The sequence below is a fragment of the Mycobacterium sp. E796 genome, from assembly GCF_001672815.1.
Lineage (GTDB): Bacteria > Actinomycetota > Actinomycetes > Mycobacteriales > Mycobacteriaceae > Mycobacterium.
The window spans coordinates 48,570-64,273 of record NZ_LZKK01000321.1; the positions used below are offsets into that span (position 1 = coordinate 48,570).

The 15,704-nt window shown below is 67.5% G+C and carries 15 protein-coding genes; 11 read left to right on the forward strand and 4 right to left on the reverse strand.

The features are described 5' to 3' along the window. Window positions 1-34: 34 nt before the first annotated feature. The 3 genes from A5706_RS25730 (at window position 35) to A5706_RS25740 (ending at window position 3,809) form a co-directional block, all read left to right on the forward strand. The gene (locus A5706_RS25730) at window positions 35-1,657 is read left to right on the forward strand and encodes a class I adenylate-forming enzyme family protein (protein ID WP_068137276.1); all 1,623 of its coding nucleotides are present in this window, start codon (window positions 35-37) and stop codon (window positions 1,655-1,657) included. Beyond that, window positions 1,644-2,417, forward strand: a complete 774-nt coding sequence (locus A5706_RS25735) for a class II aldolase/adducin family protein (RefSeq protein WP_068137279.1) — start codon at window positions 1,644-1,646, stop codon at window positions 2,415-2,417. The genes A5706_RS25730 and A5706_RS25735 overlap by 14 nt, the downstream gene beginning before the upstream one ends. Before the next feature lie 123 nt (window positions 2,418-2,540). Beyond that, complete coding sequence (locus A5706_RS25740; RefSeq protein WP_068137282.1) at window positions 2,541-3,809, forward strand: amidohydrolase family protein; 1,269 nt, start codon at window positions 2,541-2,543, stop codon at window positions 3,807-3,809. Here the strand turns inward: A5706_RS25740 and A5706_RS25745 are convergent. After that, a complete protein-coding gene (locus tag A5706_RS25745; protein ID WP_156767331.1) occupies window positions 3,806-4,093 on the reverse strand; it encodes a hypothetical protein in 288 nt (95 codons plus the stop codon). The two genes, A5706_RS25740 and A5706_RS25745, sit on opposite strands and share 4 nt — an antisense overlap. A gap of 241 nt (window positions 4,094-4,334) precedes the next feature. Here A5706_RS25745 and A5706_RS25750 point away from each other — a divergent pair, with 241 nt between their 5' ends. After that, window positions 4,335-5,498 (forward strand): serine/threonine-protein kinase, encoded by a 1,164-nt coding sequence (locus tag A5706_RS25750; protein WP_068137288.1) that lies wholly within the window; start codon window positions 4,335-4,337, stop codon window positions 5,496-5,498. 154 nt (window positions 5,499-5,652) lie between these two features. Next, window positions 5,653-6,648, forward strand: coding sequence for an alpha/beta fold hydrolase (locus A5706_RS25755; protein ID WP_068137291.1), 996 nt, complete (start codon window positions 5,653-5,655; stop codon window positions 6,646-6,648). A gap of 113 nt (window positions 6,649-6,761) precedes the next feature. Here the strand turns inward: A5706_RS25755 and A5706_RS25760 are convergent, their stop codons facing one another. Continuing rightward, entirely contained in the window at window positions 6,762-7,781 is a 1,020-nt protein-coding gene (locus tag A5706_RS25760) for a nitronate monooxygenase (RefSeq protein ID WP_068137293.1), read from the reverse strand. A gap of 98 nt (window positions 7,782-7,879) precedes the next feature. On the opposite strand from A5706_RS25760, the gene A5706_RS25765 reads away from it, so the two are divergent. Genes A5706_RS25765 through A5706_RS25780 form a run of 4 tightly spaced genes read left to right on the forward strand, consistent with a single transcriptional unit; the run spans window position 7,880 to window position 12,464 of the window. Then, window positions 7,880-9,481, forward strand: a complete 1,602-nt coding sequence (locus tag A5706_RS25765; RefSeq protein WP_068137340.1) for an arylsulfatase — start codon at window positions 7,880-7,882, stop codon at window positions 9,479-9,481. Window positions 9,482-9,537: 56 nt separating this feature from the next. Further along, entirely contained in the window at window positions 9,538-10,536 is a 999-nt protein-coding gene (locus tag A5706_RS25770) for a Gfo/Idh/MocA family protein (RefSeq protein WP_068137297.1), read from the forward strand. Window positions 10,537-10,543: 7 nt separating this feature from the next. Next, window positions 10,544-11,611 (forward strand): putative zinc-binding metallopeptidase, encoded by a 1,068-nt coding sequence (locus tag A5706_RS25775; protein ID WP_068137300.1) that lies wholly within the window; start codon window positions 10,544-10,546, stop codon window positions 11,609-11,611. Window positions 11,612-11,624: 13 nt separating this feature from the next. Next, entirely contained in the window at window positions 11,625-12,464 is an 840-nt protein-coding gene (locus A5706_RS25780) for a class II glutamine amidotransferase (protein ID WP_068137305.1), read from the forward strand. Between the two features lie 4 nt (window positions 12,465-12,468). Here A5706_RS25780 and A5706_RS25785 read toward each other — a convergent pair whose 3' ends face one another. After that, window positions 12,469-13,281: a sugar phosphate isomerase/epimerase gene (locus A5706_RS25785; protein ID WP_068137307.1), complete on the reverse strand. Its 813-nt coding sequence runs from the start codon at window positions 13,279-13,281 to the stop codon at window positions 12,469-12,471. A 1-nt stretch (window position 13,282) separates the two neighbouring features. After that, window positions 13,283-13,876 (reverse strand): preprotein translocase subunit SecD, encoded by a 594-nt coding sequence (locus tag A5706_RS25790; protein ID WP_369831958.1) that lies wholly within the window; start codon window positions 13,874-13,876, stop codon window positions 13,283-13,285. A 99-nt stretch (window positions 13,877-13,975) separates the two neighbouring features. Between A5706_RS25790 and A5706_RS25795 the strand changes: the two genes are divergently transcribed. Together A5706_RS25795 and A5706_RS25800 are read left to right on the forward strand one after the other, a co-directional pair. Beyond that, on the forward strand, window positions 13,976-14,668 hold the full coding sequence (locus A5706_RS25795) for a TetR/AcrR family transcriptional regulator (protein WP_068137309.1): 693 nt from the start codon (window positions 13,976-13,978) through the stop codon (window positions 14,666-14,668). A gap of 123 nt (window positions 14,669-14,791) precedes the next feature. Beyond that, window positions 14,792-15,704, forward strand: a 913-nt coding sequence (locus A5706_RS25800; RefSeq protein ID WP_068137310.1) for a cytochrome P450, incomplete at its 3' end; no start/stop codon positions are given.

Genomic DNA, 15,704 nt, shown 5'->3' on the forward strand with positions numbered 1-15,704 from the left:
ACCAGAACGCGAGCGGCTTTCCTATCATTTGCGAATGAGCGCAGGTGGGCTGGATACCGTGGGCTCGCCGGCATTCACCGACGGGGACTCGACCCTGTTTCGCGCCGCCGGCTGGTGGTCCGATTCGACGCTGTCGGACGCGGTGCGCCAGAACGCCCGGGCGGCACCGGACCGTCCCGCCTACGTCGACCATCCCGGGAAGTCGCTGTCATGGCGCGAATTCGACCGTGCCGCAATGAAATTGGCCGAGCTGCTGACCGGTGTTGGTGTGGCGCGCGGTGACCGGGTCGCAGTGTGGCACGGCGACTCCGCCGCCATCCACGTGCTGTTCGTCGCGATCGAACGGTGCGGTGCCGTCGTGGTCGGCATCGGCGCGCGCGCCGGGACCCGCGAGGTCGCCGCGATCCTGCGCAACGCGCGGCCGAAGATCCTGGTCAGCGATGCCCAGCGCGCCGACGCCGCGGCGGGCGTGGCCGGCGAATCCGCGGTGTCCGCGCTGGTCCTGCACGGTGACCCGGGCGCGCTGCGGCTGAACGTCGACGCGCAGTCCAGGGCAGTGGCGGCGGAGGCGCAACTCGGTCCCGACGACGTCTTTCTGATCAACTCCACCTCCGGGACCACCGGCCTGCCCAAATGCGTCGTGCACACGCAAAACCGGTGGCACTACTTTCACCAGAAGGCCGTCGCCAACGGGTTGCTGACACCGGACGACGTCTTCTTGCCGGTGATACCGACGCCGTTCGGGTTTGGACTATGGACCAGCCACACGACGCCGATCTACCTCGGCGCCACCGCGGTGATCCTGCCGCGGTTCACCGCGTCCGCGGCGTGCGAGGCGATCGCCCGCCACCGGGTCACCGTGCTGTGTTGTGTCAGCACGCAGCTGACGATGCTGATGGCGGACCCGGCATCTCGCGATCACGACCTGAGTTCGCTGCGGGTCGTTTTCGCCGGCGGCGAGGCGCTGCCCTACCGGCCCGCCGCGGAGTTCGAGGACCTCACCGGCGCGAAGATCCTGCAGTTTTACGGCTCGAACGAGACCGGGATGCTGAGCGCGACCACGGTCGACGACCCCCGGGAACGCCGGCTGCGCACCGGCGGCCGGATCGTCCCGGAGATGGCGGTTCGGCTCTTCGACGGCGACCGCGACGTCACCGCGACGGGGCGCGGGCAACCCGCATGCCGGGGCCCGGCGACGAGCCTGGGCTACCTGGGCGGGACCGACCACGACAAGCTGTTCACCGCCGACGGGTGGATGCGCATGGGCGACATCTGCGAGATCGACGCGGACGGCTATCTGAGCGTCACCGGCCGGACGTCCGATTTCATCGTGCGCGGCGGGAAGAACATCAGCGCGAGCCAGGTCGAGGACGCCGCCACCACCCACCCCGCGATCGCGGTAGCCGCTGCGGTCGCGATGCCCGACCCGGTGTTCGGTGAAAAGGTTTGCCTTTACGCCGAACTCGTCGAATCGCGGGCCGTCGATCTGCCGGAGCTCGTCGAGCACCTGCTGGCGCTGGGCGTCTCCAAGGAGCTGCTGCCCGAACGGCTCATCGTGGTCGACGAGCTGCCCCGATCGTCAGGCGGCAAGATTGCCAAAGGCCAGCTCCGCGAGGATATTCGAATCAGGACGGAGGCGGATCATGAACGCTCCTAATGCACGTCGAGGTGGTGTCGAGGTGTGGGCGCCGTCGGTGGTGCCCCCGATCGGCGTCGATCTGTCCAACGAGCAGGCGCTCGCCGTGGCCTTCCGTCACCTCGCCGGCATCGGCTTCGCGGAGAACATGGCCGGACACATCACCTGGCAGCTCGACGGCCAGACGGACATGTTCGTCAATCCGTGGGGACTGTGGTGGCAGGAGCTCACCGCATCGGACATCTGCGTGGTGGACAGCGAGGCGCGGGTGGTTCGCGGTCGATGGGATGTCACTCCGGCCATCCACATCCACACCGAACTGCACCGCGTGCGTGACGACGCGCGGGTCGTCATCCACAATCACCCCTACTACGTGTGTGTGCTCGCCGCGTTGGGCAGGCTCCCCGAACTCGTCCACCAAACCGGTTCGCTCTACCTCGACGACCTGTGCCTGGTCGACACGTACGACGGGGAAGTCGACAGCCCCGCGCGCGCCGCGGATCTCGCCGCGCGCATCGGGGGCGCCAACCTCACGATCCTGGCCAACCACGGCGTCATCGCGACGGGTCGCAATCTGCCGGAAGCCGTGTACCGGGCGGCGTCGATCGAACGGGTCTGCAAGCTGGCCTACGACGTCATGCTCACCGGCCGGGAGCCGGTGAAGATGACCTGGTCGGACATGGCGGGCATGCAGCGGTCGCTGCTCGAGCGCGCCGCCGACGTGTACTGGGCGGGGGCGGCCCGGATGACCATCAAGGCCGATCCCGATGTCCTCACGTAACCGTGTGAAACGGGGCGTTGCGGGTGTCCCCGGGGCGCGTTTCGGCCCAGATTCCCGCCCTGGGCGCACAGTCAAAGCCGTCAGCGCACACTCGAGCGCCCTGCCCCGCAAGGAGACTGACGAGTGAAATCGATCGATGAGCTGGCCGGCGACCTAAACTTCACCACCGCGAAGACGGGTGGCGACCGCTCGGTTACCTTCCTGCCCGATCCGCCCCGCGCGCCACGGCGTTACACGGTGATTTCGGTGGACGACCACATCGTCGAACCGCCCGACACCTTCACCGGACGCCTGCCCCGCAAGTTCGCCGACCGCGCCCCAAAAGTCGTGGAGACCGGCAGCGGGGGACAGACCTGGGTGTACGACGGCCGGGAACTACCCAACGTCGGATTCAACGCGGTCGTCGGGCGGCCGGTGGCGGAGTACGGCTTCGAGCCGGTCCGGTTCGACGAGATGCGCAGGGGCGCATGGGATATCCACGCGCGTGTCAAAGACATGGACCTCAACGGCATCTACGCCTCGCTCAACTTTCCGTCGTTCCTGCCGGGATTCGCGGGCCAGCGGCTGCAGCAGGTCACCACGGACCGCGACCTGGCGCTGGCATCGGTGCGGGCATGGAACGACTGGCACCTCGAGGTCTGGGCGGGCTCGTATCCCGAACGCATCATTGCATGCCAGCTGCCGTGGCTGCTGGACCCCGAGCTCGGCGCGAAGATGATCTATGAGAACGCCGAACGCGGCTTTCACGCCGTCACTTTCAGCGAGAACCCGGCGATGCTCGGGTTGCCGAGCATCCACTCCGGCCACTGGGATCCGATGATGGCGGCGTGCGCCGAGACGGACACCGTGGTGAACCTGCACATCGGCTCCTCCGGCTCCTCACCGTCCACCACCGACGACGCGCCGCCGGACGTCCAGGGCGTGCTGTTCTTCGCCTACGCCATCTCCGCGGCGGTCGACTGGCTGTATTCCGGCCTGCCCAGCCGGTTCCCCAACTTGAAGATCTGCCTGTCGGAGGGCGGGATCGGCTGGGTCGCGGGCTTGCTGGACCGCCTCGACCACATGCTCAGCTACCACGCGATGTACGGCACCTGGCAGGACCTCGGCGAACGCCTCACTCCCGCAGAGGTTTTCACCCGCAACTTTTGGTTCTGCGCGGTGGAGGACAAATCGTCCTTCGTGCAGCGCGATCGGATCGGCGTGGACAACATCATGTTGGAGGCCGACTATCCGCACTGCGACTCCACCTGGCCGCACACCCAGGAGACGATCCACGAACAGATCGGCGGTTTGCCGCCGGACGTGATCCGAAAGTTCAGTTGGGAGAACGCGTCTCGGTTGTACCGGCATCCCGTGCCGGTCGAGGTCCAGCGCAATCCCGATGCGTTCTAGACCTTTTCGTGCTGACGCTCGTGGGGACAAGGGCAACCAGTGTCGTCGAGCGCCGAAATGTGGTGCGACGCGCCCACCGGCGCCGACACAGACGCCAGCGAGACGTCTTTCAGACACGACGGCGCCGCGATCCAGTTCATGAACTGCCAGATGGCGGCCACCAATGCGATGAGCAGCAGCGCTGTCGCGACCGCGTGGAACACCAGGTAGTAGCAGTATCCGGATGGGGATTGCGGTGAACCATCGCCAGTGGCAACCGTTTTGAACGTCGCTATTCCTATCAAGACAGCCTCCCTCTTCGACCCAATGCGTCGACCCCGACAACAACCGCTCGATAGTCCTTCGGAGCCAGGTCCCGATCGGATGGCGAATATGTCGCACCGGTCGAACACAACGCGCAAAAGCTCTGGTCGCGGCGGTCGCGGGCGTGCGTTTTGAACCGCCGGGCGATGGGTAGCCGTTCGGGGACGTCGGTCCGCGCGTTCAAACCCCGACAGTCAGACAAGCAGTGGGATTGGCAGGCGAATGAATACCCTCGCGTTGCTGGCCGGCCGCTACGAGGTGCGCGGCAGGCTGGGCCTGGGCGGCATGGCCGAAGTTCGCGACGGCTGGGACACCCGACTGAACCGGCCCGTCGCCATCAAGCTATTGCACCCGGTGTTCAACGCGCAGTCCGACATTCGGAGCCGATTCGACGCGGAGGCGCGTGCGGCCGCGGCGCTGAACCATCCGAACATCGTGGCGGTTCACGACTGCGGCGAGCACGACGGCATACCTTTCATCGTGATGGAGCGGTTGCCGGGCAGTTCGCTGGCCGACCAGATCGCCCGCGGTCCCCTTCCCGTCCCGCACGTCCGAGCCACCCTCGACAACGTTCTCGCCGCGCTGACGGCCGCGCACCGCGCGGCGATCCTGCATCGGGACATCAAGCCCGGAAACATCCTGGTCGGTGCCGACGGCGAGGCCATGAAGGTCGCCGACTTCGGGATCGCCAAGACCCACGAGGCGGTCGCCCACACGATGACGGGCCAGGTGTTCGGCACCATCGCCTACCTGAGTCCCCAGCGGCTCGCCGGGGCGCCCGCGACCGTGGCCGATGACCTCTATGCCGCCGGGGTGGTCGGCTATGAGGCGCTGGCGGGGCATCGCCCCTTCCCGCAGGAGAACATGGGTGCCCTGGCCCGCGCCATCTTGCACGACCGGCCGCCGCCGCTGGCCCTGCTGCGGCCCGACGTCGATCCCGCCCTGGTCAGTGCGATTGAACGCGCAATGGCGCCGGATCCGCGACAGCGGTTCGGCGGCGCCGCGGAGATGCGGGGCGTCCTGCACGGCGGTCGTGGGGCGGCCGTCGTCGCCGGGATGCCCATCGCGGCACCGCCGCGCCGGCCGACCAGGGTGCTCGACGCGCCCCTGCCGGCGCCGAATCCGCGACCGGCGGGCCGGACCAAGAAGCTGGTCGCCGCCGGGGCCGTCCTGGCGGCCATGCTCGTTGTCCCGTTTGCGTTCGCTTCCGACCCGGCGCCCTCGAACGCGCCCGCCCAACCGGTGACGACGAGCACCCCGTCGCCGGCGCCGGTGCCGGTGCCGGTGAACAATCCGGTTCCGTCGCCCCCTCCCACGGAAGAACCGCCACCGCCGCCACGGCATGGCCCCGGCAAGGGGCATGGCAAGGGACACGGCGGCGATTAGGCCTCCCAACCCCTTGAGCACAATGCGCAAAAGCGCGAAATCGCTCATTGAGCGGGTATTGCGCACAAGCGCGTCAGCGCCGTCATCGCTCCGTAGCTTCGAGTGAACAAGGTGTCGAGATCCCCTCGACAGAGACACCGACCAGGAGCGCGCCGTGTTCACTCAGCCGGAAATGACGACGGGATCAAACGCCTACAGCGGGACGCCCGCTGCGCTTCCACAGCGACTGCCCACGAGGCGGGACGGCTATGTCGAGCGCACGGTCATCGCCAGCGATGGCGTGCGGCTGGCGGTCCGTGACTACGGTGCCGCCGGCGCCCGGGATCACACCGTGGTCCTGATGCACGGCCTGTGCCTGACCCAGTCGAGCTGGGCCCTTCAGGTCCGCCACCTGGTGCGCCGGTGGGGCGACAGCGTGCGAATCATCACCTACGACCACCGCGGCCACGGCCGTTCGACCGGGGCCGACATGCACACCTACGAGATCGACCGGCTCGCCGCCGACCTCGCCGACGTCCTCACCGTTCTGCGCGTGAGCGGGCCGCTGACCCTGGCGGGCCATTCGATGGGCGGGATGACGGCCCTGGCCTACCTGGCGCGGCCGGCCGCCGAGCGCCCGGTGGAACCGCAGGGCCTCGTCCTGGTCGCGACGGCGGCGGGCCGGCTCGCCGAGCGCGGCCTGGGCCGCTTGCTGGCCAGCCGGGCCACGGGAGCGCTGTTCGATCTCGTGCACCACATGCCGCGACGGGCGACGGATCAGGCGATCAACGGGCTGGTGCGACCCGTATGCGAAGGCCTCATCAAGTATTCCGGCGTCGAGCGCAACGGCGCCGCGGCGGTGACCCAATCCGCGATCCGCACGATCTCGTTGACGACGGCGGCCGGCTTCCTGCCCAGCCTGAAGCGATACGACCAGTACGACGGGCTCTCCGCGATCGCGGCGAACACGGTCGTCATCAGCGGGGGAGCGGACCGAACCACGCCGGCCGAGCACGCGCGTGATCTGGCGGCCGCCATCCCGGGCGCCACCCACGTGCACCGGCCCACCGCCGGGCACATGCTGCTGGAAGGGGACGCGGAGTGCGTCAGCGCGGCGATCGACCGCGTGATGTCCATGCGGCGCCGGCGCGCCCGTGGCACGGCCAGTTGACCGCCGGCGGCAGACCCGAATGTATCTTCACCCATTTCTCCTGCGTTCAGCACTCCGACGGCCTCTGCTACCTGCATCTCAGCAACTGATTTCCGGTCCCGGCCGGTAGCCGGTCAGAGGTCGGAGGCCAATCGCCGCAGGATGTCCGCCGCGGGCTCGGCGGTGGCGTGCCGATACCCGGTGCCCGCCCACAGGTGGACGTAGTCGGGCTTGCCCGCCGCGGCGGCGGCCTTGCGCATCGGGCTGGTGAGGTAGTGAATCGCCGGGTAGCCCAGCGGCGCCTGTGCCTCGTGGGCATCGATGAACGCGTTGCGCAGGCCGCGGGCCGGCCGGCCGGTAAAGGCCCGGGTGATCACGGTCTCGGTGTAAGCCGGATCCACGAGGGCCGCCTGGTGGGTGGCCGAGGCGCCGCTTTCGGTGGCGCGTAGCAAAACCGTTCCCACCGCGGCCGCGACGGCGCCGGCGCGGATGACGTCGGCCACCGCGGCCGGCGTGGCGAGGCCACCGGCCGCCATCACCGGCAGCGGTACCGTCGCGCCGATCTGCGCGACGAGGTCGACGATCGGGACCGGTGTCAACGGCCTGCGCGGCGAGAGCGTGCCCGAATGGCCGCCCGCCGTCGCCGCCTGGACGGCAAGCATGTCCACCCCGGCGTCGCGCGCCTGCGCCGCCTCGTCGGGCGTCGTCACCGTCTGCACCACAACGGTATTGGCCTTCTTCAGCGCGGTGATCACGTCGCGCGGCGGTATCCCGAACGTGAACGACACCATCGGCACCGGGTCGTCGAGCAGCAGCGCGATCTTCTCGTCGAAGCGGTCGGTGTCGTCGATCGGCTCGGCTGGTAGCGTCAGACCGAACTGATCGGCCTCCTTTTGGACGATCGCTGCGTAGGCGCGGTAGCTGTCGGGGTCGATCGGCAGGGGATTGGGCGCAAAGACGTTGATCCCGAACGGAATTCCCTCGGCGCGGACCTTCTTGATCTCGGCCTCGACGGCGTCGACCGTCTTGTACCCGGCCGCCAGCATGCCGAGGGCGCCGGCCTGGTTCGCGGCCGACGCCATCGCGGGCGTGGTCGGCCCGCCGGCCATCGGGGCGGCGACCAGCGGTATCGACATTTCAAACTGTTCCAGCATCGCAGTCCCCCTTCGAGTCCGGATCACACGCTGCCCTGAGAATATCGGTGAAGCATTGCCATTCCATCCCGGCGCCCGACCTGACAGGATGCTTCACCGTGAAGCGGCCCAACTTTCTAGTCATCGTGGCGGACGACCTCGGATATTCCGACATCGGTGCGTTCGGCGGCGAGATCAATACGCCGAACCTGGACCGGCTGGCCTACGCCGGCGTCCGGTTCACCGATTTCCACTCCGCCCCGGCCTGTTCGCCCACCCGGGCGATGCTGTTGACCGGCACCGACCACCACATCGCGGGCATCGGCACGATGCTCGAGGTCGCGATCCCCGAGTTCCGCGGCGCCCCCGGCTACGAGGGCTACCTGAACGACCGGGTCGTGGCCCTGCCCGAGCTGCTGCGCGACGCCGGATATCTGACGCTGATGTCGGGCAAGTGGCACCTGGGCGACACCATCGAAACGTCGCCGTGGGCCCGCGGGTTCGAGCGCTCGTTCGCCCTGCTGCCGGCCGGCGCCAGTCACTACGGCCCCGCGGTGGGCGGCGGGTTTTCGCCCGTGGCAACGCTTTACACCGAGGATGACCAGTTCGTCACCGTCGGTGACGACTTCTACTCCTCCGACTTCTACGTCGACACGCTACTGCGCTACTTCCGCGAGCGGCCCGACGAGGATGACCGTCCGTTCTTCGCCTACCTGCCATTTCAGGCCCCGCACTGGCCGCTGCAGGCGCCGGGCGAGACCATCGCGACCTATCACGGTCGCTACGACGCCGGGCCCGACGAATTGCGCGAGGCCCGCCTGGCCGCGCTGAAGAAGCTCGGGCTGTGCCCGCCCGACGTCGCGGCGCATCCGGTCGTCGCCGACGGCGCGCCCGAATGGGCCGACATGACCGACGACGAGCGCGCGCGTTCGGCCCGCAGCATGGAGGTCTATGCCGCAATGGTGGGCCGGATGGATCAGAACATCGGCCGGGTCATCGACTACCTCTCCGAGACCGGCGAACTGGACAACACCGTCGTGATCTTCCTGTCCGACAACGGCGCGGAGGGCGCCATGGTCGAGGCGATGCCGCTGCGCGGCGCCCAGATCGTCGCGCAGATCGAAAAGTACTGCGACAACAGCCTCGACAACCTGGGCGGGCCCACCTCGTTCATTTGGTACGGCCCGCGCTGGGCGCAGGCTGCCACCGCGCCGTCGCGGCTGCACAAGGCGTTTACCACCGAGGGCGGGATCCGGGTGGTTGGCTTCGTGACCTGGCCCGGCTTTGCCCGGCAGGCCGAAATCGGCACCGCCTTCACGACGGTCATGGACATCGCGCCGACGGTGCTCGAGCTCGCCGGCGTAACGCACCCGGGCACCGCCTACCGGGGCCGCGACGTCGCGCCCATGCGGGGCCGTTCCCTGGTGCCATACCTGTCGGGCGAAAGCGAAGTGGTCCACGGCCTGGACACCGGCACGGGTTGGGAATTGTTCGGGCGCAGGGCGATCCGTCAGGGTAATTGGAAGGCGGTGTATCTGCCCGCGCCGTACGGTCCGGGCGCCTGGCAGCTGTACGACCTGTCCGACGACCCGGGCGAGATCGAGGATCTGGCCGCCGCGCGGCCCGACAAGCTGGCCGACCTGCTGGCGCTGTGGGATCGCTACGTCGAGGAGACCGGCGTGATCCTCGACCCCGTCTCGGTGTTCGACGCCGAGCTCTAGAAGCGGATTTCGGCGATAGCCGTGGCGGGGGGCGCCCGAGTGCTAGCGTCGGCTCCGTGTCAGCTGACGGCAACCCCATCCGTATCGGCATCTTGGGTGCGGCCCGCATCGCGCCCCTGGCGGTCGTCAACCCCGCAAAGCAACACAGCCAGGTCGAGGTGGCCGCCGTGGCGGCCCGCGACCCGGCGCGTGGGCGGGCCTTTGCCGGCAAGCACGGCATCCCGCGGGTGCACGACAGTTACGACGCGCTGATCGCGGACCCGACCGTCGACGCGGTATACAACCCGCTGCCGAACGGCCTGCACGGCCGGTGGACGCGGGCCGCGCTGGCCGCCGGCAAGCACGTCCTGTGCGAAAAGCCGTTCACCGCCAACGCGGCCGAAGCGCGCGAGATCGCCGCGATCGCCGCGAATTCCGATCGGGTGGTGATGGAGGCCTTCCATTATCGCTACCACCCGCTGACCCGCCGCGTCGAGGAGATCATCGCCTCCGGCGAGTTGGGCAAGCTGCGACGGGTGGAGGCCGCCATGTGCTTCCCCCTGCCGAGGTTCTCCGACATCCGCTACAACTATTCGCTTGCCGGCGGGGCGCTGATGGACGCCGGGTGCTACTCGGTCCACATGGTCCGCACCTTCGGTGGTTCGACGCCCGAAGTCGTCTCCGCGCGGGCGAAATTGCGCGATCCGCAGGTCGACCGGGCCATGACGGCCGAGGTGAAGTTTGCCGGCGGGCACACCGGCCGGGTCCGCTGCTCGATGTGGTCGTCGCGGCTGCTGCAGATCAGCGCCCACGTGGTGGGCGAACACGGTGAGGTGCGGGTCTTGAACCCCGTGTTGCCCAGCGCTTTCCACCGGCTCACGATCCGATCGCACGACGGTCGACGCGTCGAGCGCTTTTCGCGCCGCACCACCTACGCCTATCAGCTCGACGCCTTCGCCGCGGCGGTGCTGCGCGGGGAACCGGTCAAGACGACCCCCGAGGACGCGATCGAAAACATGACCGTCATCGACGAGATCTACCGGGCCGCGGGCCTTCCCCTACGCAACCCGAGTTGACCCTCCGGTGCACGCGTTCGCCTGCCCCCTGTGTCGCGGCTTCGCCCCGTTCGACTCGAGACGATGTCCGAATTGCTCGGCCGAGCTCGGATTGCATGTGCCGAGCCGCGCGATGGTCGCGACCTCCGACGGCACCGCCGTCATCGACGGCGAAGTCTGGGTTCAGTGCACGAGGTCGGAGACCCTCGGCTGCAACTGGCTGACCCCGGAGCTACAAGAAATCGGCGGCGAGCAGGGGCGCTGCATCGCCGATTCGCTGATCCGTCGAGAGCCCGACGCGGACGACACGATCGCGGTGGAGAAGCTGGCGTCCACCGCGGTTGCGCTGCGTCGCTTGGTTTATCAGCTCATCGACATCGGGTTGCCGATCGATCCGTACTGGCGGAAAGACGGCGGGCTGGCGTTCGATCTGCTGTCCAGTTACAGCGGCCGCGAGCGGGTGGTGATCGGACACGCCGACGGGGTGATCACGATCGACTTGGTGGAGTCGCTCGACGCCTACCGGGAGGCGCTGCGGGTCAATCTCGGCGAGCCCTATCGCACCATGCTGGGCCACTTTCGCCACGAGGTCGGCCACTACTACCAAAACGTGCTTGTGGAACAGGATCCCGGCGCCGCCCGCTATCTCGACGAGTGCCGCGAGATCTTCGGCGACGAGCGCGTGGATTACCAAGCCGAGATGGCACGACACTACAAGTTCGGCGCCCCGCCGGACTGGGGCGACTCCTACATCTCCGAATACGCGACGATGCACCCGTGGGAGGACTTCGCCGAATGCTTCGCACACTACCTACACATCGCCGACACCATGGCCACCACCCGCGAGGCCGGGATGATCTTGCACGCCGACAGGGTCCGCTTCTCGGTGCCGCGCGACATCGTTCCGCTCGCGTCGTACGACGTTGCGCCGATCGAGCATCTGCTCGAAGACTGGAAGTGGTTGGCGCTGTTCTTCAATCAGGTGAACACCGCCATGGGCAAGAACCCGCTCTACCCGTTCCACATCCCGCCTCCGGTGGTCTGCAAGCTGGCGTTCGTGCACAAAGTGATTCGAGGGACCGCGCAGCAGGGGTAGCAAGGAGAGCCGGATGTGTCGGTGGGTTGGATATCTGGGCAGTGCGATCGCGCCGCGGGAGTTGTTGCACGATCCGCCCCGCTCACTGATCGAGCAGAGCCGCAGGCACGCGCCGAACATGGAGATCCCCAACGGCGACGGCACTGGGCTCGGCTGGTACGAGCACCGGGCCGAACCGGCGCTTTTTCGCAGCATCACTCCGGCGTGGGGCGACGAAAACCTTTTGGAACTGGCCACCGAGATTCGCACGCCCCTGTTCCTCGCGCACGTGCGGGCTGGGACCGGGACTCCCGTGCAGCAGACCAATTGCCACCCGTTCCGCTACCGCAACTGGCTCTTCGTGCACAACGGACACGTCGGCGGCTATCAACGGTTGCGGCGGAACCTGCTGCTGGCCGTGCACCCCGACTTGTTCGGCAACATTGCGGGATCGACCGATTCGGAGTTGATGTTTCACCTCGCGCTGACGTTCGGCCTCGCCGATGACCCGGTCACCGGGATCGCGCGGATGGCAGGTTTCGTCGAGGCGATCGCCGCTACGGCCGGCGTCGATGAGCCGGCCCTGCAGATGACGGTCGGGGTCAGCGACGGCACGCGACTCTACGCCGTCCGTTACGCCAGCGGACCCGAAGCCAATTCGCTGTTCGTAAGCGAAGATCCGGCGTCCGTGCGGATGCTCTACCCGGACGACGAGGGATCCGAGCACTTCGCCGACGATTCCCGCGTGGTGGTGTCCGAACCGTTGACCCATCTGCCGGGGATGTGGCGGGAAGTGCCGGCCGGGACGGCACTGACCGTCGGCCGGGACGTCGAAGAGCGCGCCTTCCGGCCCATCGCCCCCACGGCGGCCTGATAACTCAGGAGATCTCGTTCAACAAGCGGCGCGCAGCCTCGACGCAAGGGCGGAGGCGATCGATCGGACTGACGCCGGCCAGCGCCAAAGACCTTCTCGGGACTTCGATTTCGATCACGATATCGGCGGGAAGCGCGGAAAGGATTTCGCGGAGCGGCAATTCACCCTCGCCGGGAACCATGCGTTCGAACATGGCTTCCTCCATGTAGTTATCGCCTCGCGGCGCCAGCGTCGTGTCGTTGACTTGGGCATATCCGATGTGGTTGGCTTCAATGGTCGCGATATCCGCGGCGGTCGAGCCGGATCGCACCAGGTGCATGGTGTCGATCAACAACCGAAAGTCGTTCCGCGCCACGTGTTCCCGGGCGGCCAGCGCGGTGGGCAGGTCGCCGATTGTCAGCCCCGGGACTGGTTCCACAACCGTCTGGATGCCGCGCTGGGCGGCGAGTTCCGTCAGGATCGCGAACTGGTCAAACGTGCGGCCGAGGTCGGGGTCGAGGCTCACCACGTTGATCTGCGGAACGCCCAGGTCGGCCAGTGCGTCGAGATCGCCTGCGAAATGCCGCATCTCGGCGCCGGGCAGCACCAGGAACCCGTCGCCGAGCGAGATCGTGACGCCACGGTTGTCCAACGCGGCCCGCACATCTCGCCGCAACGGCGCGTCCTTGAGCGAGAACGGCGGATAGCCGAGCGGAACCAGCGGAAGACCGCGCACAACCGCCGACATGTAGCGGCAACCGAGGTCGGCGGTGAGATCGACGAATTCCACTGGGGGAAGGCCGAAGCCGCCGAGGAATCCGACACCGAGGCGGTCCATGTTACGCGGGGCGGCCGGCCAATTGGGCCAACTGGTCGGCGGCCTGGGGTGTTTGGGTGGTCAACGCGATCTTCCCGGACGTCACCGGTTCCACGATGATCGGCGCCTCCAGAACCAGATCGTCGCGGATGAAGGCGACGTGGTCCTGCAGGTGGTTGGCGGTGAATGTCGCCCAGGTAGCCGCGGAAAGCGGGTCCATCGTCAGGCTCACCTCGTAGAAACCGGATGTCAGTGACGCCGGCGGGTCCACGTGCGTCAGCGCCAATCGCATCGTTTCGGGGCCCAACGTATAGAGCGTGCTCCTGGCGAGGTCACAGGTAACCAGCACGGTGGTCGGTGCCACTGGGCTGGCCGGATTCGTGGCTGGGCACTTGTTGGGCGTCGTCGGCTGCGACTTCTGCACCGGCCGAACCGGCAACGGCTGGATGCTCACCGCGGGCGGCGGCGATGGGGTGGTCGTCGATGCCGCGGCGGTGCTTGGCGTGGTCGGGGAGGTGTGGTGCGGCGTCGATTGGCAGCCGGATATCGCCACACCGAGCAGCAGAAGGCTCATGAGGCCGCTGGCGCCGATCCAGGGCTGGCCACGATGAGTCATCGCACCACACTCTCAGCCGAGAGCCCGGCGCGTCGGTAGGACACGCTCTTTACTGACACTACGAATATAGAGTAGTGTCCCGCTCCGGGATACCCTGCGATGGACAAACGACGAAAGCCCAACCCCACCGAACGCCGCCGCGACCTGTGCGACGCGGCGATCCATCTGTTGGCCCAGGAGGGCGCCAAGGGGTTGAGTCATCTCAAGGTCGACCGCCAGGCCGGCGTCCCGGACGGCACGACCTCGTTCTATTTCCGGACCCGCTCGGCGCTGCTGCGCGCCGCGGCCGAGCGGCTGGCGGAGCTGGATTTGGCGACATTGCAGTCCGTGGCGGACGTGGCCGGGCATGCCGACGGACAGCGAAACCACCCGTCGCCGTCGCGGTTGTCTCAGGTGGTGATCCAGGCCGGGAACGAACCGCAATTGTCGCGGACCAGGGCCCGCTACGAGCTGACCATGCAGGCCACGCGCGATCCGGCGGTCGCGGCGATCCTGCAGGAGGCCACGGACGCGTTCACCAAGCTGCACCGCGAAATCCTGGTGCAGCTCATGCCGCGCGGCGCCGACCTGGAGCCGGCCGTGGTCGAGGACCTGAGCAACATCACGCTCACCTTCATCAACGGTCTGCTGCTGCGTTTCGCCCATGGCGACCGAATCATCGACAGTCCCGAGCAGCTCGACGGGATTCTGGCGGCCATCGCCACCGGCATCCTGAAGAACCCCAACAAGGGCCGGCTGACCGAGCCCGTCGGGTCGTCGGCTCAAAGCCTTGCCAGAGCACCCGCCATATGATTCTCTACGAGAATAGAGTAGGCGCAACGTATTTAAGCGATACGTATAAATTATTGGGCCCGATTCCGTCGCCGACGGACAGCTCAGTGGATAGGTGAAAATGCAGGCGCTAGGAGGGATTTCGTGACGGCGAGCACGGACAGTGATGTTCATTTCGACCCGTACGACGTCGAGCTGATTGCCGACCCGTATCCGATGTTCGCGCGCCTGCGGGACGAGGCGCCGCTCTACTACAACGCCGAATACGACTTTTATGCGCTGAGCCGCTACGCCGATGTCAACAAGGCCCTGATCGACAACGGCACCTACAGCTCGGCCCGAGGCGTGATCCTCGAGTTGATCAAGGCCAACCTCGAAATCCCTTCGGGCATGCTGATCTTCGAAGACCCCCCGATCCACGACGTGCACCGCAAGCTGTTGTCGCGGATGTTCACCCCCCGCAAGATCAACGCGTTGGAGCCGATGATCCGGGACTTCTGCGCGCAGCTCCTGGATCCCCTAGTGGGGTCGGGGCGATTCGACTTCGTCACCGATCTCGGTGCGATCATGCCGATGAAGGTCATCAGCATGCTGCTCGGGATTCCCGAGGAAGATCAGGAGTACATCCGCGATCGCGGGAACGCCCAGCTACGCACCGAGCCCGGCAAGCCGATGAGTGCCGCCGAGCATGGCTTGTCGGTGGGCGAGCAATTCGAGGCCTACATCGACTGGCGTGCCGAGCATCCGTCCGACGACATCATGACCGAGCTGCTCAACGTGGAGTTCGTCGACGAGACCGGCACCACGCGGCGGCTCACGCGCAGCGAGATTCTGGTGTACCTCAACGTCGTGGCCGGGGCGGGCAACGAAACCACGACCCGGCTGATCGGTTGGGCGGGCAAGGTACTCGCCGAGCACCCCGATCAGCGCCGCGAGCTCGTGGAGAACCCCGGCCTCATCCCGCAGGCCATCGAGGAGCTGCTGCGCTACGAGCCGCCGGCTCCGCACATGGCGCGCTACGTGACGCGCGACGTCAGCCTGTATGACCAGACGGTGC